20 protein-coding genes and 5 tRNA genes are annotated in these 16,994 nt (G+C 38.5%); 15 read left to right on the top strand and 10 right to left on the bottom strand.

Annotation, left to right across the window (positions count from 1 at the left end; genetic code table 11):
* The first annotated feature begins 75 nt into the window (after nt 1–75).
* Together KMHG_RS00525 and KMHG_RS00520 are read left to right on the top strand one after the other, a co-directional pair.
* Nucleotides 76–150: transfer RNA gene (locus KMHG_RS00525), tRNA-Gly, on the top strand.
* Between the two features lie 3 nt (nt 151–153).
* Nucleotides 154–226 (top strand) — tRNA-Phe (locus KMHG_RS00520).
* Between the two features lie 36 nt (nt 227–262).
* On the opposite strand, the gene KMHG_RS00515 is transcribed toward KMHG_RS00520, so the two are convergent.
* From KMHG_RS00515 to KMHG_RS00505, 3 genes are read right to left on the bottom strand one after another with little or no spacing between them, the layout of a single operon-like run.
* Nucleotides 263–982 (bottom strand): alpha/beta family hydrolase, encoded by a 720-nt coding sequence (locus tag KMHG_RS00515; protein ID WP_010285845.1) that lies wholly within the window; start codon nt 980–982, stop codon nt 263–265.
* Between the two features lie 56 nt (nt 983–1,038).
* Nucleotides 1,039–1,260, bottom strand: coding sequence for a DUF3006 domain-containing protein (locus tag KMHG_RS00510; protein ID WP_010285844.1), 222 nt, complete (start codon nt 1,258–1,260; stop codon nt 1,039–1,041).
* Nucleotides 1,260–2,135, bottom strand: coding sequence for a ComEC/Rec2 family competence protein (locus tag KMHG_RS00505; RefSeq protein WP_010285842.1), 876 nt, complete (start codon nt 2,133–2,135; stop codon nt 1,260–1,262). Before KMHG_RS00505 ends, KMHG_RS00510 begins: the two co-directional genes overlap by 1 nt.
* A 93-nt stretch (nt 2,136–2,228) precedes the next feature.
* Here KMHG_RS00505 and KMHG_RS18260 point away from each other — a divergent pair, with 93 nt between their 5' ends.
* Nucleotides 2,229–3,002 (top strand): SMI1/KNR4 family protein, encoded by a 774-nt coding sequence (locus KMHG_RS18260; protein WP_010285839.1) that lies wholly within the window; start codon nt 2,229–2,231, stop codon nt 3,000–3,002.
* Nucleotides 3,003–3,039: 37 nt separating this feature from the next.
* Here KMHG_RS18260 and KMHG_RS00495 read toward each other — a convergent pair whose 3' ends face one another.
* Nucleotides 3,040–4,077 (bottom strand): PTS sugar transporter subunit IIC, encoded by a 1,038-nt coding sequence (locus KMHG_RS00495; RefSeq protein WP_010285837.1) that lies wholly within the window; start codon nt 4,075–4,077, stop codon nt 3,040–3,042.
* Between the two features lie 187 nt (nt 4,078–4,264).
* Between KMHG_RS00495 and KMHG_RS18960 the strand changes: the two genes are divergently transcribed.
* Complete coding sequence (locus KMHG_RS18960) at nt 4,265–4,435, top strand: hypothetical protein (protein ID WP_154647352.1); 171 nt, start codon at nt 4,265–4,267, stop codon at nt 4,433–4,435.
* Between the two features lie 19 nt (nt 4,436–4,454).
* Here KMHG_RS18960 and KMHG_RS00485 read toward each other — a convergent pair whose 3' ends face one another.
* On the bottom strand, nt 4,455–5,357 hold the full coding sequence (locus tag KMHG_RS00485; protein ID WP_010285835.1) for an EamA family transporter: 903 nt from the start codon (nt 5,355–5,357) through the stop codon (nt 4,455–4,457).
* Between the two features lie 53 nt (nt 5,358–5,410).
* Complete coding sequence (locus KMHG_RS00480) at nt 5,411–5,896, bottom strand: nucleoside 2-deoxyribosyltransferase (RefSeq protein ID WP_010285832.1); 486 nt, start codon at nt 5,894–5,896, stop codon at nt 5,411–5,413.
* Nucleotides 5,897–6,176: 280 nt separating this feature from the next.
* Here KMHG_RS00480 and KMHG_RS00470 point away from each other — a divergent pair, with 280 nt between their 5' ends.
* The 3 genes from KMHG_RS00470 to KMHG_RS00460 all read left to right on the top strand — a co-directional run bounded on the left by KMHG_RS00470 (nt 6,177) and on the right by KMHG_RS00460 (nt 9,211).
* Nucleotides 6,177–6,377 (top strand): DUF6501 family protein, encoded by a 201-nt coding sequence (locus KMHG_RS00470; RefSeq protein ID WP_010285831.1) that lies wholly within the window; start codon nt 6,177–6,179, stop codon nt 6,375–6,377.
* Between the two features lie 70 nt (nt 6,378–6,447).
* A complete protein-coding gene (locus KMHG_RS00465) occupies nt 6,448–7,308 on the top strand; it encodes an AAA family ATPase (protein ID WP_010285817.1) in 861 nt (286 codons plus the stop codon).
* A gap of 10 nt (nt 7,309–7,318) precedes the next feature.
* Nucleotides 7,319–9,211, top strand: coding sequence for a vWA domain-containing protein (locus KMHG_RS00460; protein ID WP_010285816.1), 1,893 nt, complete (start codon nt 7,319–7,321; stop codon nt 9,209–9,211).
* Nucleotides 9,212–9,251: 40 nt separating this feature from the next.
* Here KMHG_RS00460 and KMHG_RS00455 read toward each other — a convergent pair whose 3' ends face one another.
* The 3 genes from KMHG_RS00455 to KMHG_RS00445 form a co-directional block, all read right to left on the bottom strand.
* Entirely contained in the window at nt 9,252–10,427 is a 1,176-nt protein-coding gene (locus KMHG_RS00455) for a toxic anion resistance protein (protein WP_010285815.1), read from the bottom strand.
* A gap of 14 nt (nt 10,428–10,441) precedes the next feature.
* Nucleotides 10,442–11,290 carry a 5-bromo-4-chloroindolyl phosphate hydrolysis family protein gene (locus KMHG_RS00450; RefSeq protein WP_010285814.1) on the bottom strand — a complete coding sequence of 283 codons (849 nt, stop codon included), beginning with the start codon at nt 11,288–11,290 and terminating at the stop codon, nt 10,442–10,444.
* 106 nt (nt 11,291–11,396) lie between these two features.
* Complete coding sequence (locus tag KMHG_RS00445) at nt 11,397–13,127, bottom strand: methyl-accepting chemotaxis protein (protein WP_010285813.1); 1,731 nt, start codon at nt 13,125–13,127, stop codon at nt 11,397–11,399.
* 107 nt (nt 13,128–13,234) lie between these two features.
* Between KMHG_RS00445 and KMHG_RS00440 the strand changes: the two genes are divergently transcribed.
* The 4 genes from KMHG_RS00440 (at nt 13,235) to KMHG_RS00425 (ending at nt 14,743) form a co-directional block, all read left to right on the top strand.
* On the top strand, nt 13,235–13,525 hold the full coding sequence (locus tag KMHG_RS00440) for a DUF1033 family protein (protein ID WP_187116254.1): 291 nt from the start codon (nt 13,235–13,237) through the stop codon (nt 13,523–13,525).
* Nucleotides 13,526–13,735: 210 nt separating this feature from the next.
* A complete protein-coding gene (locus tag KMHG_RS00435; protein ID WP_010285811.1) occupies nt 13,736–13,936 on the top strand; it encodes a cold-shock protein in 201 nt (66 codons plus the stop codon).
* Between the two features lie 172 nt (nt 13,937–14,108).
* On the top strand, nt 14,109–14,309 hold the full coding sequence (locus KMHG_RS00430; protein ID WP_010285810.1) for a cold-shock protein: 201 nt from the start codon (nt 14,109–14,111) through the stop codon (nt 14,307–14,309).
* Between the two features lie 89 nt (nt 14,310–14,398).
* Nucleotides 14,399–14,743, top strand: coding sequence for a potassium channel family protein (locus KMHG_RS00425; RefSeq protein ID WP_010285808.1), 345 nt, complete (start codon nt 14,399–14,401; stop codon nt 14,741–14,743).
* Between the two features lie 267 nt (nt 14,744–15,010).
* Here KMHG_RS00425 and KMHG_RS00415 read toward each other — a convergent pair whose 3' ends face one another.
* Nucleotides 15,011–15,850 carry an aldo/keto reductase gene (locus KMHG_RS00415; RefSeq protein ID WP_010285806.1) on the bottom strand — a complete coding sequence of 280 codons (840 nt, stop codon included), beginning with the start codon at nt 15,848–15,850 and terminating at the stop codon, nt 15,011–15,013.
* A gap of 114 nt (nt 15,851–15,964) precedes the next feature.
* Here KMHG_RS00415 and KMHG_RS00410 point away from each other — a divergent pair, with 114 nt between their 5' ends.
* The 4 genes from KMHG_RS00410 to KMHG_RS00395 all read left to right on the top strand — a co-directional run bounded on the left by KMHG_RS00410 (nt 15,965) and on the right by KMHG_RS00395 (nt 16,985).
* Entirely contained in the window at nt 15,965–16,483 is a 519-nt protein-coding gene (locus KMHG_RS00410) for a dihydrofolate reductase family protein (RefSeq protein ID WP_010285803.1), read from the top strand.
* 241 nt (nt 16,484–16,724) lie between these two features.
* Nucleotides 16,725–16,799 (top strand) — tRNA-Gly (locus KMHG_RS00405).
* A 5-nt stretch (nt 16,800–16,804) separates the two neighbouring features.
* Nucleotides 16,805–16,893 (top strand) — tRNA-Leu (locus KMHG_RS00400).
* Between the two features lie 15 nt (nt 16,894–16,908).
* A tRNA-Arg gene (locus tag KMHG_RS00395) sits at nt 16,909–16,985 on the top strand.
* Nucleotides 16,986–16,994 lie beyond the last annotated feature (9 nt).

Raw genomic sequence — 16,994 nt, 5'->3', positions numbered from 1 at the left:
CGGTCTTGAAAACCGACAGGCGGGTCAAACCGCGCGGGGGGTTCGAATCCCTCTACCTCCTCCATTTATATATATGCGGAAGTAGTTCAGTGGTAGAACATCACCTTGCCAAGGTGGGGGTCGCGAGTTCGAACCTCGTCTTCCGCTCCATTCGGGTTTGTAGCTCAGTTGGTAGAGCATTAGATTGAAGCTCTAAGTGTCGGCAGTTCGATTCTGTCCAAACCCATACTAAACGTTTACGTCATTGACGTAGACGTTTTTTCTATTGCTGTTTTAACCATCGTAACGTCGTCGCGATTAATTGATCTTGTTGTTTCATTGCAGAGATCGTCGCTTTACCGTCACCTTTTTGCATCCCATACATACCAAATTGCGCATGATTGCCACCATCAATTTGGAAATAGGTCGTATTTTTTGGTAAAAGCGCTTTAGATTGTTCAATATCTTCACGAGACGTTAATCCGTCATGTTCGGCGAAGATAGATAGTACATTTAATCGTTTTTGCGAAAGGTCATTCGTTTTCGCAGGGTAAGACGCTAATAAGATTAAACCACGAATATTATGTTTTTCCGCATACATCGACGCTGCGACGCCTCCTAATGAATGCCCGCCGACAAACCATTCCGTTATACGTGGATAGCGGTCGATATAGTCTGCAGCGCGTCCGCTATTAAAAAACGCGATATTAAACGGCATTTTTGGAATAATGACTGTATATCCTTCTTTAGCTAACCCTTTCGCGTAATAACTATACGATGTATTTTTCACTTTAGCACCAGGATAGAGAATAATGCCTTTCCCATTGCCGTTTTCAGGCGCAATAATGACATCTTCATCTTCTACAATTTTATTTAATGCTACCGCATGTTTAAGTTCGGCTGTCGGTTCATACATTTGCATAGACCATAAACTAAAACCGATAAATGCTACAAGTAACAAGGTAGCGAATACAATACCACTCCATTTAATAAATCCCTTCATCTTATTCCTCCCTCATATATACAAAAAAAGATGACCCTTACGAATCATCTTTTTCCCTATTCATCTTCAAATAAATCGTCTGCAAGTGCGTCAATTTCTTTTTGTAAAGTTTCTGTGCGTACCACATCAATTGAAATGGTGCCATCTTCTGCGATATCAATCGCTTGGCCAATCGCTAAATCTTCAGGACATTGTGAACGTAGAATGTCCTTTGTCGTGCCATCTTCTAATTCGACTACTACAAAACATTGCTCAAAACGATCAACAATTGCCTTCATTAGCGTTCCTCCTCAACTGAAATCGATTTACCATCAGAAATAAATGTCAATGAACCGTGTTCATCTGTACGATAAATTTTCGCACCTGCCGCTTTTAAGCGTTTTAGCGCTTCATCTGTTGGGTGACCGTAACGATTGCCTTCACCAACACTAATCGCTGCAATTTCAGGTTTTACAACATTTAAATAATCTGTATTTGACGCTTCACGTGCACCGTGATGGCTTACTTTTAAGAAATCCACATCATCTAATACACCTGCTGCAACCATGTCTTCTTCAGCGCGTGTTTCAGCATCGCCAGGGAATAAAAATTTCTTTTCCCCATGTGTCATTTCTAATACTGCGCTCCAATCGTTTAAATCAGACGTAGAATAGTCTTTCGTTGGACCGACAAAGCTTAATGTTACACCTTCTGCATTAGAAGGAATTGTGACGCCTTGTTTTGCGACTTTAATTTTTAAGTTTTGCGCTTTGACAGCTGTTAAAAATGCTTTATATGCTTGTGTCGTATGTGTAACACGTGGCGCATATACCGATTTGACAGGGAAATGATTAATAACGTCTGCAAGTCCACCGACGTGATCGGCATCAGGGTGTGTTGAGATGACCGCATCTAATTGTTTCACATCGTGGTTTTCTAAATAATTAATCAACGTTTGACCGTTACTTTTCGTACCACTATCAATCACAATATTTTCTTTACCTGTGTTAATCCAAATGCCGTCACCTTGACCGACATCAATGATATGTACGCTTACGTCACCATCTGTTTTAATGTTAGACGGCTGTTTTTCATTACTATCATCATCATTCATAAAAATAGCGCCAATTAAACAAATAATGACGACGAGCAAAATAGTGCCAATTCTTTTCAATGATCTAACCTCCTTTATGTAAATAATGTACCATACCATCGCATTTTTTTGTGTGAAAAAGGGAATGATACTATAGAAGAAAGGGTGATTCATATGACGATTTGGCATGAACAATTAGAAAGACCAGCAGCGACGTATACAGATATTGTCGAAGCTGAACAACGACTCGGCTGTAAATTACCAAAAAGTTACGTAGAACAATTACGTATACATAATGGGGGACGTTTACAGTATACGAGCTATCATAATGAAACGTTAGCAGAACCGTTATTGATTGATTATATGTATGGCACCGTTGGATCGCCATCATTGCTTGATACACCGGATATTGTTACGCAATATGATTTAGAACAGCACATTGTTATATTTGCTGGAGACGGCGAAGAGTGGTTTGCTTTTGACTATCGTCAACATGCGACAGAGCCTTCTATCATCGTTTTTACGGCCGATGAAGATGTCATTGAGTTAGCGCCAAACTTTGAGACGTTTATGCAAGGGCTCGGTTACGATGGTGAGCAGTTTATGGAAGATGAAGAAATGTTGGAAGACGAAGAGGATATGGCGATTTACGACATAAAAGAGCAATTGAACAATGCGGAATCTGTTGAAGAAATTCGTGAAGCATTAGATGCAGCGACGCGGTATATGCAAGAAAATCCAGAAGAAGAAGCAGACGTATACTTCGTCGGGGAATTGCTCGACGTTGCACGTTATCCGGATCAGGAAGCGCATCAGCTCGTGCCACATTATTTAAAATTATGGGAGCGCCAAACGATTATTTCAGAGACGCAAGTAGCGAAATGTATCGAACGTTTGCAATCGGAGCAACGTTGGACCGACAAACTACAGCAAATTTATGACGCATAAACAAAGGGGCTATCGCATATGCGGTACCCCTTTTTTATTAATGAATATCAATTTTGTAATCTTCTGCTTGAATTAATTTGACTTTCGTTGAGAACAGTTTGATTAAAATGTAGTTTAATGCAAATGGTACAACGAAGAAGATGACGAACATAATGATTGTATTTGTAAATGACCAACCACCTTCTACTAAGTTCATATGATTTAATGGTCCGACAAGTCCTGATAAACCGAAGCCGGCTGACATCGGTGTACCTTGAATGTTAAATACACCAGCAAGTGCGCCAAGAACGGCTGCCGTAATAATCATCGGTGTCACCATTTTTGGTTTCATGAAGAAATTACGCATTTGAATTTTTGGTGAACCGAGTACGTGTGCAAGTGCAGTACCTACTGAATTTGCTTTTAAGCTTGCTAAAAATAAACCAGTACCTGCTGCAACAATTCCTAAGTTTGCGGCACCTGATGCGATACCTGATAAAGAAACGACTGTTGCGACACCGACTGTAGATAGCGGTGATAAAATTAATAAGCAGAAAATAATCGCTAATAAAGCACCCATGACGATTGGTTGTAAGTCTGTAACGTAGGCGATCCCGTCACCAACGTAATCTGTGCCAGTTTTTACGAAAGGTAAAATCATGTAACCGATCATACCAGGGATTAATACCGTTAATGTTGGCATTAATAAAATTGTGTAACCTTTTAATTTTGAACCTAAAAATTGAACGAATAATACAGCAAGTGCGGCGGTTAAACCTGTATTTAATACGACACCAATACCAGCGATGACCATGCCGCCATCTTCTGTGAACGTAATAACACCACTACCTAATACAGCAGCAAGCCCAATACTAGCTGTTTGAATCGGTGTCATTTTAAATGCCATACCGATTGTGACCCCGATTAACACCGGTAACATACTCATAACGAGTACTGTTGCATTCAACACATACGATAACGCTGGTGCATGTGGAATGATGAGTTTCAGTAGTTCCCCGATTAAAGCATTCGGAATCAAGGCGACGACGATCCCGATGCTCATACCGGTTAATAGTTTATTGAAGAAATCTTTCATGTTAAATCCCCCTTGAATAACATTCCGTTTAAAGTATTGTCAGTTTAACGCGTTGAAGCAAAAAAGTAAATGTAATTTTATTAAAAATAAAAAAATTCTGAAAATATAGTTGGATTCAAGTCTTTTTCGAGCGAATATTCACGTCTTTTCATCCATTTAGTATAATGATATCGAAAGGGATGAAATCGTGAAAAAGTGGTACGTAATAAGCTTCGTCATTGCTTGTATCGTGACATATATCATTTATCAACTGACACATGTGTTTTTCTTCTTATTTCCGCCACTTGCTGTCATTTTCGTACAACATTATATGCGCACGAAAGATAAAGACGAACAAAAAAGAGGTTTGGATGATTAAATCCAAACCTCTTTCAATTTTAAACGTCTAAGTAGCCGAGTATCATAATACCGATAAAAATAACGGCAATGACACCGTACTGTGATTTCGACAGTTTTTCTTTTAAGAAAATGCGTCCTAAAATCATTGAGAATACGAAGAATGATGCGATAATCGGTGCAGCTAGTAATGATTCTGATGCTAGGGCATACGTGTAGAAAAATTGACCAGCTGTTTCTAATAACGCTGCGATAAAACCATTTTTTTGGTCGCGAATTTTAAAGTCGACACGTTTCGCTTTTAAAATAATAAAGTAAACAACAGCAACTGCAAACCACGTATATTCATACGCAATAATCGCAGGCCCTTCTTTAATAATTGCGAGCTCATCTAATACAACGCCATCTGCGAATGTACCAAGACCGTCTAATAACGCATATAAAAGCGGGAACATTAACGCAACGAAGCCGTAGCGATATTTTGTATCTACTTTAATACCTTTACGACGTAATTCTAAATCGTCATATTTTTTCTCGATAAAGGCAAGCCAAATGATACCTGCTAAAATAAAGATAAAACCTGTAATGTGTACCCATGTAATTTCTTTCGGGAACATAAGTAGCAGTAATAGGACGGTAATCGCACCAGAAGAGTTTTGAAGCGGTGCAACGATTGATAATTCTAAGTAACGTAAACCAACATAACCAAAAATCATTGACGCGATGTAAAGCGCTGATACTGGTAAGTAGTTGATGAAATCTTGTAACTCAACGTGTACGCCTGCGGTAATCCAATAAATTGTTGCGTGGATCCCCATGACCGTACCGACCATAATTGAAATTTTAGCGTGACTAAATTTGTCGTCTGCATTCGACGCCTTTTTATAAAATAAATTTGCGGTACCCCATAGTACCCAAGTTAAAATTGCAAATAAAAACCACATAATTTTTCTCCTTTATTGTGTAAGTCATTGTTGTTGAATATTCAAATGACTCGTTAAGGAGAATCGTGTTTCGTCAAAGCCTCGATTAGTTCTTCAACCGTAGAGGCAATGATGCCGCGTTGTTTAATTAAACCAACGACGAATAAATTGCGGTAAATAAATTGATTTTCCGTTGCGTCTTGTTGCAACGCTTGCATTTTTTTCGTATTGTCACGACCTTGCTGACGCGTATCGGTAAACAATGCGAAAATTGGGCGCTCTAACATTGAAAAAGCGCCGATTTCAGCGGCCACGCCACTGTCGATTTCAACGCCGTCTAATACAGCAATTAAGAAATCACTTTTCTTTAAAGCGTCCATATCTGCCGCAGCAATTTGCTCGCTATCGGCATAAGCTGATTTATCATTAATCGCGCCGTTTTCTTGCGGTACGTATAAATCAACATCTGGAAGCGCCTGTCTAACGTGTTTGGCGATATGCTCATTGACGAGTCGATCACCTAGGCTAAACAGTCCGTTCGCTAAATAACCTGTTTTCATGTAGATAAGACCTCCATTCTGACTAATTGTAATGGAAATAAAGGTCTTTCGGCAAGCAAATTTTAGCGGTGAGAGTTCCACTCAGAAAAAATGATAAAGCCAATGACAAAAATAGCAAAAATGACATAAAACCATGTCGGTACACCAGACATAAACTGTAAAAGCATAAAATCCCTCCTTATTTCTTTATGATAACAGCCTTTTTGCCTCTGAACCTACACAATGTGCTTGAAATCGGGTAAAATAAGAAGGAATTTAATAGAAAGAGGTTGTGACACAAATGACAATCCATTTAAATTGGAAAGACGCACCTACAATCAAAACTGTAAAATGCGTGAATACAGATGCAAAAAAATATTTAGTATCAAACGTACTAACTGTCGGTAAAGAATACGAAGTGAAAAACGAAACAGAAGAATTCGTTTTCATCATCGATAACACTGGCAAAGTTGGCGGCTACTACAAAACGTATTTCGCTTAATTGTTAGACGATAAGACGACTGTTTGCTAAGATGTAGCAAACAGTCGTTTTTTAGTTGAGGAGGATTTTTATGGAAATCATTGAACGCATCATTCAAAAAAGAACTGCACGTACATATACAGCAGATGAACAGAAGCTTATCGGAGAAGGGGGTTATCGTTCACCGAATGCGTATTTGTTAGAAGACGTACTTATCAGCATCTCCTTACAAAAGCCTGTGTTATTAAAAGGGCCATCAGGTGCTGGAAAAACGAAAATGGCCGAAACGATTTCTCATTTGTGTCAACAACCGATGCATAGCATTAACTGTTCAGTTGATTTAGACGCTGAAAGTATGCTCGGCTTTAAAACAGTCGTACAACAAGATGGGCAAACGATCATTGATTTCGTTGAAGGTCCTGTTGTAAAAGCGATGAAGCAGGGTCATATTTTATATATTGATGAAATTAATATGGCGAAAGCAGAGACGCTGCCTATTTTACATAGTGTACTCGACCACCGTCGCATGTTGACGAACCCTTTCACAGGTGAAGTCATTTATGCGCATGAAGATTTTTCAGTCATCGCGGCTATTAATGAAGGTTATATCGGGACGACACCGATGAATGAAGCGCTGAAAAACCGATTCGTTTCGTATAGTGTCCCGTATATTAGCGGGGAAGAATTGCGTCAATTATGGAATGAACGCTTTCCGACAGCTGATGAGACATTAAAAACGGTTATGTTACAGCTAGCAGAAGATTTAAAACAACAAGTTCAAAACGGTTTAGTAAGCGAAGAAGCGGCATCTATTCGAAGTTTACTCGATGCGACTGAGCTTGCGCAATATATGGAGCCGCTTCGTGCAATTCGTTACGCCATTGCAGAAAAATTAAGTGATCAAAATGAACGAGAACTTGTCATTGAACTCGCAAAAACATGGATTAAATGAGGTGCGTTAAATGAGTGGAATGGGACGGTTTATCCAATTTAATAACGAACAGCTCAATGCACGTCAAATGATTCAGTATGAAATGCTAGCGCGTGCGCTGTCAGGTAGTGCGGAATTATCAATTACTGAACGTCAACTAATCGAAATGCAACCGAAGCAACAAAAGCTCGCATTATCTGTTTTTTGGCGTCATCGTGATGAACAAGTGATGCATCTCGGTCGACTGTCGGATATTTATGTGATGGCAGCAGGATTTTGGCGCTATTTCGATGTGCGAGCGTATGTAACGTATATAGAGGATATTCAACATGAATCGCTACCGAAGCTACGACGTCAGTTATTTTTACTCATTGAAGAATTTCGACTGATCGAGCTCGTTCGTCAAATGCGACCAGGGACAGCGAAAGCATTCGATGTACGGCGCGACACATACGTCACGACACATCGTCATCAAATGCGCGTTCATCGTCAAAAACAGCTAGATGCAGAAGCATTGATGAACTTCGTCTACATTGCGGCACACGAAGGAACATTAAAATTACCTTCTGACGGATTTGAAGATTTATTGTGGCAATTACAATCGATTTATGACGTTCGTTCAACAGAGGACAGTATTGCGCTAACGTGGCGCCTCATGACGATGATTGAACAGCATTTGACGAAAGATTTATCGCAAAACTTTTACGCATTACTCGATACGGTACTTGAAACGGTCGCATCACTTGCATCAAAAGGGGCCAGTTGTTTAGCAACAGGCGATACGAAAACACCGAAAGAAACGATTGAAGAAGTGTTTCGTACGTGGCATCGTGAATCGAAAGAACAAGAAGGTACGCATTTACGTTTTGAATTAGAGCGTGGCAATAGTGGGAGAAGTTTATCGACAGAAGCACAAGTAGGAGACCAGTCAGATGACGTGACGGAAGTAGGTAGTGGTGGCGATATTGATGATGAGGCGAAACCAGTCAAAGATAATGTGCCGCAAACGAAAAAACTTCAAAAATCGGCACGAAAGCGGGCGGGTGATGCATTTGGAGACGAGCATCAACATGTTACATATGAAGAAAAGCGATTAGAAAAAACGACAGACCTTGCACAATTACAACAGCTCGTAGCGTGGCGTCAAGCGCAGCAACCATTTGTGAAAGCATTGATGACAGAGTTTCGAAAACAAATGGCGCAAAAGCAAATCGCGAAACGTACACAACTTTCGTATGGACGTTTAAATAGCCGTTCGCTGTTGCAGTTTGTGACAGAGGAACGCCCAAAGCCATTTTATAAAAAAGATGCGCCAGCGAAACCGCTTGATGCGGTATTTGGATTGTTGATCGACGGTTCTGCCTCGATGTTAGATAAAATAGATGATACGAAACAAGCGGTGTTGTTATTTCATGATGTATTACGTCAATTGGCGATTGAACATGAAATGGTCTGTTTTTATGAAGATGCGTACGAGGCGACAGCGGACGAACAACCGAATACGTTTGAATGGTTACATCGTTTAGAAGATGGTGTGCAGGACGATGGAGAGGTTATTATGGCGTTAGCAGCACACGAAGACAATCGCGACGGTTTCGCGATGCGTTGGATGACGAAAAGATTGTTAGCGCGCGATGAAAAACATCGCTTCTTGCTCATTTTTTCTGATGGAGAACCATCTGCCTTTCATTATGCGAATAATGGTGTGTTAGATACGGCAGAAGCGGTGATGGAAGCAGAAAAACAAGGTATTTCGGTCATTCATTTATTTTTAAATACAGAAGCACCGACAGAAGAGCAGCTCGGTTTGTTTAAAACGATTTACGGTAACAAATCTGTTGCGGCAGAAGATGTTGGTCAATTTAGTCAGATGACGTTAAAGCTATTACGTAAACTCATTCGGTATGTCATTCAAAGCACATAAAAAAGCGAGCTGCAGAAGCGGCTCGCTTTTTGTATGAACGTTATCTACGTGTTTGTTCATTTTTCGTATATTGTAGTTGTAATAAACGTTGTTTTAAATCTTGTTCCATTTGTGCGAGTTCAATTTCAGCAGCGCGTCGTTTTTCGCGGCCTTCTGCTTGAATTTGCAACGTCTCTTCAATCGTTTGAACGAGATTATCTTGCGTTTGTTTTAACGTTTCGATTTCAACGATGCCACGTTCGTTTTCACGTGCTGTTTCAATCGTATTCATTTTCAACATTTCAGAGTTACGTAACAATAAATCGTTCGTCGTTTGCGTCACTTGTTTTTGTGCTTCGACGGCTTTGCGTTGATTGTTTAATGTTAACGCAATTGCAATTTGGTTACGCCATAGCGGAATTGATGTCATAATAGACGATTGAATTTTTTCTGCTAACGCTTGGTTTGTCGATTGAATCATACGAATTTGTGGGGCAGATTGTAACGTAATTTGACGAGATAATTGTAAGTCGTAAATACGTTTTTCTAAACGATCGACAAATTGGTTTAAATCATTCACTTCTTGTACTTTCATTTGGTCATTTGACGCACTTGCTTCTGCATGCAATTGTGGAATGATTTCTTGAACGATCTCATCACGTTTTAACTCTGCAGCAGCAATATAAACATTTAGTGCTTCAAAATACGTTTTATTTTGATCGTATAACTGGTCGAGCATACGGACATCATCGACTAAGCCACGTTTTGAATGTTCTAGTTGAACGCCAATGCGGTCAATTTGTGTCGATAACTTTTGATATTTCGTCATCATTTCATTCACAGACTTTTGTACTTTTTTGAATAGCTTTTTGAAGCCTTTCGGTTGCTCTTCACGTAAATCTTCTGGATCTAATTGATTAAGCTTGTTCATTAAGTCCGTTAAAATGGCGCCTACTTCACCGACATCTTTTGCTTGCACGTGATCAAGCATTTTATTAGAAAAAGTCGAGAGAGCAGCTTGTGCATTTGCACCATACGATAAGATAGCTTCCGTTTGACCAACAGGAATTTGCGCCGCTAATTCACGTGCTTTTTCTTGTTCTTCAGGTGTTAGACGGTCCAACTCACGTACAGGCTTTGCAGTTTGTACTTGTTCGACAGGTTTTTGTTGTGGTACTTCGTCTACTGCGAAAGGATTCGCTAATAAATCATCTAAAGATTTATCATTTTGTGTCATATATTAATCGCTCCCTAATTGTTAAAATGGCGGCGTTCCATACGTGTACGTGGTGCTTCTTTTTTTAATGGCACCATTTCAGGTTCTTTAAACGGAACGTCTTCTGCTTTTTTTTGTAAAGAAACAGGTTTCACGACTTCTTTCGCAGGTTGTTGTAACGCTGCTTCAAATTCGTCGATTTCTGGATTACTCGGTAACGGTGTTTCCACGTCGTTGTTGCTGTTTGTTTCCCCTTGTACGCGTTCTTTAAAACGTTTAGCTGTAATTTGTGCAAAGTCTAATTCCATTTTTAACGATTGAATATCGTCTGCTAGCACTTCTCGCAAATCTTCTTCTAAGATATTGCTGTATTCTGTTAATGCATGTTGTGTTTGGCGTAAGGCTACTTGTACGTCGTGATCTTTCATTTTCTCACGAGAAAGCATGACGTATTTTTCAGCAAGTTCGCTGACAGAAGGTAAGTGCGCATAGAAAAATGTTTCCGCTTGATAAAATTTTTGTGGATTATTTTTAACGATATTAATGATACGCTTTGATGTTTTATTCATATCATATAATTGACGGAACCCTTTAATCGATCTTACTTTTGTAAACAGACTTGAAAGGGTACGCGTCGTTTCAACCGCTTCTTCTAATTGTTCATCAATTAATTTATATTCAGATTTTGTTAAATTAAATTGTTTACGAATCGTACGTTTCTGATAAGCTTTTGTGATCATCGCTGTGAGTCCGAAACCGATAACTCCTGCAAAGACACTAATGAAAAATGGGAGATTGAACCCCATCCATAAGATGCCCGTAACAATCGGCCCGATCACAATGGCAAGTGCGTAACGTAGAAAATGATGGCCTATATTGAGCATGTGAATCCTCCTTCAATTGTAAATACGCTGTAACTACTATACGAATAGCATAAAAGAAAGTTTCACATTTGCAAAAAAAATCGCCTCGAGGAGACGATTTCTTTTACTATACATGCGATAGGCGCTGTGTATGAATGTTTTCAATTAATGAATTAATGTAATGCAGCACTTCGTTTGAAGCAACTTCTAATTGTTTTAAATGTTGTTCGGCTTCTACGATATAGCCGTTATTAAAACTCGTTGCTGCAGCTTTAGCTGCTTGGTGCACTTGTGCGTGGTAATGATCTAGTTCGCGATAAGCTTGTTCATGACCGAATCGTTCAATTGTTTTTTCGTCTAAATACCATTTGCCGAGACGACACTCTTTATGTGAAGACACGTCCTCTGGATCAATTTTTTCTAATCCTAAGAACATATTGTAAACACGCCATTTCCACAAAATATGGTCTGCTTTTGATAATTGTAGTAAGGCGAAGCTAGACAATTGAATGTTGTTTTCAGATACGATGCTCATGCGGAAGGCGTTGATTTCTTCACTTAACGTATAAATACCTTGAGACGTAGCATGACCGAGTGAACGAATATCTTCTTGTAAATTGCTAATTTCGACCATTCGTTTTGAAATATCATCTACTGCCATCGATTGTTCTTCAGAAATTGTCGCTGTCATGCGCACGTCTTCGTTAATCGTTTCAATCGTTTCAACAATTTCTGTCAACAGTGGTAAAGAATCTTTTGCCTCTGCTGTAGCGTTTGTAATAATAGTCGTCGTATGAGAAATAGAATCCGATACAGAATTTGAGTATTGTTTTAAATGTTGCACATTTTCTGATACGGTCGATAGCGCGCTCACAGTGTTCTCAGCAAGTTTGCGGACTTCTTGTGCAACGACAGCAAAGCCTTTGCCGTGTTCACCAGCACGTGCCGCTTCAATCGATGCATTTAACGCGAGTAAATTCGTTTGATCGGCAATGTCATTCACGAGTGTAACGACGTTTTCGATTTGATCGACACGCATTTTTAAGTTTTCAAACGATTGCACAATTTTTTCGAATGTCGTTTCTGTTTCAAAAATTTTAGTGAGTGCATCGCCAATCGTTGTTTTTGAATGCTCAGCTTTTTGCGCAGCAATATCGGTTTTTTCAGAGATATTCGATGTCGTCGTAGCTACTTCAGCAATGGATGCACTTACTTGTTCTGTAGCGGCTGTAGATGACTGAATTTCATTCGCCTGACGATCTAAATTTAATGCTAAATCTTTCATGTACATAATTTGTGAAGCTGTATCCATTAAATGAGATACTTCAGATACTGAATGCTCTAGCATACGTTCTGTAATCGACTCAAATAACATTTCTTGATCGATATTCATTGCTGATTGGAAAGAGCGCATCAAGTCAAATGCTTTGGCAGGTTTGAAGCCAAAGTTATACAATATGTGCGTAGTAATGTAAAACGTAAATTGATTAAAGATGACAATGATACGTCCAGGCTCATATTTATGATGGCGGAACAAATAGAAAAATTTGAGCGCGCGATCTACATAATCTTCATTACGAGGTTGTAGGAAAAAGTTATCTAAGTAGTCTTGAATGGCGTCATCTGCAATGACGTTTGTTTCATTCGATGCAATTTCTTTTAAATAAAGGCGGAAAATTTCATGCATCGATGGCTTGGCTTCTTTTAATTCATGATGCAAAAACTGTAAATTTTGTTCATCACGATGTGAAAAATGGTTAAAGGCGAGCGTATTTTGAAAACGCTCAAGTGTTTGGATATCGGTACCGCGTTCTAGTAATTGGGATAATTCTAATTTCGGACGAAATGTGGAAAACATGAAATTCCTCCTATATCTAAGTTATTAGTTAGTTTATCATAAAACTGTATTTATAATTATGACATATCAGACTTAAAATTGGTAAAATACGGAAGGTGACGATGAAAGTGTACAAAGTAATCTATATGAAAGCAGATTATGAGCCATGGTGGCAATTTGAAGGTTGGGAAGAATATATTGTAAAAGAACAATCATTTGATAATAAATTTGAGGCAGAACGTTATTTAAAACAGATGCTTTATACATTTAGTGAGCGTTATGAACATCAAGAACATCGGAAAGATCGTTTTTGGGCTTTTTGGTCGGATGATGAAATGGATTTTTGTGAGGCATGTGATGATGATATTCAAACATTTCATGGCATTATTTGGCAGCAAGATGAAGTTAATATAGTTTGATATTTTTAGAAAAATTTTGAATTTTATTTGACAACGTCTATCATCGTGATATACTTAATTTAACAAATGAAATTCTTGATTTACCGCAAAACTTGCATTCACATATTACAAAAAGTGATCGGCTAGTCTCAACGGTACTTTATGTAATATGTGAATTTTTGCTTTGCAAAGGATTTATTTGTTCAGTTTAATTTTTGGAGGTTTTCTCACATGAAACAAGGTACAGTAAAATGGTTTAACGCAGAAAAAGGATTCGGCTTCATCGAAGTTGAAGGCGAAAACGACGTATTCGTACACTTCTCAGCAATCCAAGGCGAAGGATTCAAAACTCTAGACGAAGGTCAAGCAGTTGAGTTTGAAGTTGAAGAAGGTAACCGTGGCCCACAAGCTACAAACGTTACAAAACTTTAATTCACACATTTTAAGGGAGCGGGCTTAGCTCTAGCTCCTTTATTTATTTATTATAAAGGGTACCACTAATGATACCTTTTATAATATGTAAATTCTTTGTTTAAATGCAGGACAACTGTAACATCAGAAAGTTTGCGTATTAATTTTTAATTTTTTTTGGAGGTTTTCTCACATGAAACAAGGTACAGTAAAATGGTTTAACGCAGAAAAAGGATTCGGCTTCATCGAAGTTGAAGGCGAAAACGACGTATTCGTACACTTCTCAGCAATCCAAGGCGAAGGATTCAAAACTTTAGACGAAGGTCAAAAAGTTGAATTTGAAGTAGTAGATGGCGACCGTGGCCCACAAGCTGCAAACGTAACTAAATTCTAATCGTTAGAATTGATGGAAAGGCATCCTTATCGGGTGCCTTTTTTGTGTGGTTGAACGTATGATAAATAAGATTGAAAGGAGAGATGGGTATGATTTCATTTATTTTAACCGCTTGGCGACTCGTAAAAGCATTATTTGGCGTGATGAAAATGCGTTTGTTTTGGGCTGTATTTACAACACTCGCATTAATTTTACTATCAGGAACGTTGTTTTATCACCAAACTGAAGGATGGCCGTATATGGATGCATTTTATTTTGCGTTTATTTCTATAATGCCGACAGGATTAGATGCTGGTGTTGTACCGACGTCAACAGTTTCTAAAATATTTACAATGATTTATTTAATGGTCGGCATGGGTGTCATGCTCGCAATGATTTTAATTATCGGTCGTGCCGTTATTAAATTTGAAAGAGAAGAAACGACACATAAATAGCCGGTTTAGTGTTTTTTTTACATCACTGTAGGGAAAAGATATGATGAGGTGATTGGATGTTAGAGAAAATTAAAAATAGCGAACGTTTACAAGGTTATGTATTTACAGGTATTGCATTATTAGTAATCGGTATCATCGCATCAAAACTAGATATTGATTTCGACTAATATAAAAAGACGCTTATCATAAGCGTCTTTTTATATGGCGTAGAAACTCTCTTATATAGAAGAAACACTAAAAAAGCTGGGATTATCCCAGCTTTCTAACTTAACGTTCGAAATCGAATGTTTCTGGATCTGGTCCGTAATGGCCATCTTCATTCAAGTTTTCAATCATTAAAATGTCTTCCGTATCTAATTCAAAATCAAAAATATTGATGTTTTCTTGAATGCGACTAGGTGTCATCGACTTTGGAATCGTAATAATATTTGTTTGTGTTTGCCAACGTAAAATAACTTGCGCTGGTGTCTTTTTATATTTAGATGCGATTGTTTTTAATGTAGCGTGTTCTAACACTTCCGCGTTCATCAACGGAGACCATGCTTCTACACGAATGTTTTTCTCTGTACAATATGCTTGGACTTTCTTTTGTGTTTGCAATGGATTTAATTCAATTTGATTAACCGCTGGAACGATGTCCGTTTCTGCTAACAGCTTTTCTAAGTGATGTGGGTGGAAATTGCTGACACCAATTGATTTTACGCGTTTATCTGTATAAATTTTTTCTAATGCTTTCCATTGAGCGACAAAATCATTGTTTGTGCCAGGCCAATGTAATAAGTATAAATCTAAATAATCTAATTCCATACGTGCTAACGCATCATCATATGCTTGTAATGTTTCTTCATATGATAGACCATCATTCCATACTTTCGATGTAATAAACAATTCTTCACGCGTAACGATACCTTCTTCAATCGCTTCACGAATGCCTTTACCAACAGATGCTTCATTTTGGTAAACCGCAGCTGTATCAATCAGGCGATAACCTTCTTGAATGGCTGTTTTGACCGCTTGCGCAAGGTCAGCACCTTCAGGAACACGGAATGTACCGTAACCTAATAACGGAATTTCTAAATCATTATTTAATGTAATTGTTTGTGACATGATTCAACACTTCCTTTATCTCTCTATAGTTAGTTTACAAACCTTATCATACCGCAATGCTATTATTTTTGGAAAGAAAAGGTATCTGTTAAAATGAAATATGGAGGGGATAAAATGAAACGCGTGAAATTATATATTGCGATGAGTTTAGACGGTTATGTATCAAGACCAGATGGCTCCATCGATTGGTTGAATCGAGTAGAAGGTGAAGGGGATAATGGTTACTTCGCATTTTACTCCACAATTGATACCGTTATTATGGGAAAACTTACATATGATTGGATCTTGCAACATGCACATCAATTTCCGTATGCACAGCGTACATGTTATGTCATGACATCGAAACCAACGATGAACAATGCAAACGTGACGTTTACGCAAGAAACACCAGAAGAAATTATTACGAGATGCCATGAAGAAGGTGATGGCAACATTTGGCTTGTAGGTGGTGCAAAATTAGTCAAAAGCTTTTTAAATGCAGACTTAATAGATGAATTGATTATTACGATTGCACCTGTATTACTTGGGGACGGCATTCCATTGTTTGCAAAAGGTATTCCGACGAGTGAATGGAAGCTTATCCAAACACAAACTTATAATCAATTTGTAGAATTAACATATAAGAAAGAATAATTTATATGAAGTAGCGGATATTTAAAAAATATCTGCTGCTTTTTTGAGTAAAATTATACGTGTAATAGCATGAAGGAACATTGAAATAGCGCTGTTTTATAAAGGTATATATCGCGTAAAAAAACTTTGATTTTTTTCAGAAAAACTATTGCATTGTGGCGAAATCCGCTATATAATAATTTATGTTCTTAAGAAAAAGGACATAAAACATTTGAAAATTACAAATTTTAACCAAGCACATGCGGAAGTAGTTCAGTGGTAGAACATCACCTTGCCAAGGTGGGGGTCGCGAGTTCGAACCTCGTCTTCCGCTCCATATGTGCCGGGGTGGCGGAACTGGCAGACGCACAGGACTTAAAATCCTGCGGTAGGTGACTACCGTACCGGTTCGATTCCGGTCCTCGGCACCATTTTAATTTTATATTGCGCCCATAGCTCAACTGGATAGAGCGTCTGACTACGGATCAGAAGGTTGTGGATTCGATTTCTGCTGGGCGCACCATATTTTAAT

It is taken from the genome of Kurthia massiliensis (assembly GCF_000285555.1).
Classification (GTDB): domain Bacteria; phylum Bacillota; class Bacilli; order Bacillales_A; family Planococcaceae; genus Kurthia; species Kurthia massiliensis.
This window is presented reverse-complemented; position numbering and strand designations above follow the sequence as displayed.

Excerpts from the sequence above, each read along its gene's own strand:
- KMHG_RS00515 (WP_010285845.1), bottom strand. The coding sequence starts at position 982 with ATGAAGGGATTTATTAAATGGAGTGGTATTGTATTCGCTACCTTGTTA.
- KMHG_RS00510 (WP_010285844.1), bottom strand. The coding sequence starts at position 1,260 with ATGAAGGCAATTGTTGATCGTTTTGAGCAATGTTTTGTAGTAGTCGAA.
- KMHG_RS18260 (WP_010285839.1), top strand. The coding sequence starts at position 2,229 with ATGACGATTTGGCATGAACAATTAGAAAGACCAGCAGCGACGTATACA.
- KMHG_RS00495 (WP_010285837.1), bottom strand. The coding sequence starts at position 4,077 with ATGAAAGATTTCTTCAATAAACTATTAACCGGTATGAGCATCGGGATC.
- KMHG_RS00485 (WP_010285835.1), bottom strand. The coding sequence starts at position 5,357 with ATGTGGTTTTTATTTGCAATTTTAACTTGGGTACTATGGGGTACCGCA.
- KMHG_RS00480 (WP_010285832.1), bottom strand. The coding sequence starts at position 5,896 with ATGAAAACAGGTTATTTAGCGAACGGACTGTTTAGCCTAGGTGATCGA.
- KMHG_RS00470 (WP_010285831.1), top strand. The coding sequence starts at position 6,177 with ATGACAATCCATTTAAATTGGAAAGACGCACCTACAATCAAAACTGTA.
- KMHG_RS00465 (WP_010285817.1), top strand. The coding sequence starts at position 6,448 with ATGGAAATCATTGAACGCATCATTCAAAAAAGAACTGCACGTACATAT.
- KMHG_RS00460 (WP_010285816.1), top strand. The coding sequence starts at position 7,319 with ATGAGTGGAATGGGACGGTTTATCCAATTTAATAACGAACAGCTCAAT.
- KMHG_RS00455 (WP_010285815.1), bottom strand. The coding sequence starts at position 10,427 with ATGACACAAAATGATAAATCTTTAGATGATTTATTAGCGAATCCTTTC.
- KMHG_RS00450 (WP_010285814.1), bottom strand. The coding sequence starts at position 11,290 with ATGCTCAATATAGGCCATCATTTTCTACGTTACGCACTTGCCATTGTG.
- KMHG_RS00445 (WP_010285813.1), bottom strand. The coding sequence starts at position 13,127 with ATGTTTTCCACATTTCGTCCGAAATTAGAATTATCCCAATTACTAGAA.
- KMHG_RS00435 (WP_010285811.1), top strand. The coding sequence starts at position 13,736 with ATGAAACAAGGTACAGTAAAATGGTTTAACGCAGAAAAAGGATTCGGC.
- KMHG_RS00430 (WP_010285810.1), top strand. The coding sequence starts at position 14,109 with ATGAAACAAGGTACAGTAAAATGGTTTAACGCAGAAAAAGGATTCGGC.
- KMHG_RS00425 (WP_010285808.1), top strand. The coding sequence starts at position 14,399 with ATGATTTCATTTATTTTAACCGCTTGGCGACTCGTAAAAGCATTATTT.
- KMHG_RS00415 (WP_010285806.1), bottom strand. The coding sequence starts at position 15,850 with ATGTCACAAACAATTACATTAAATAATGATTTAGAAATTCCGTTATTA.
- KMHG_RS00410 (WP_010285803.1), top strand. The coding sequence starts at position 15,965 with ATGAAACGCGTGAAATTATATATTGCGATGAGTTTAGACGGTTATGTA.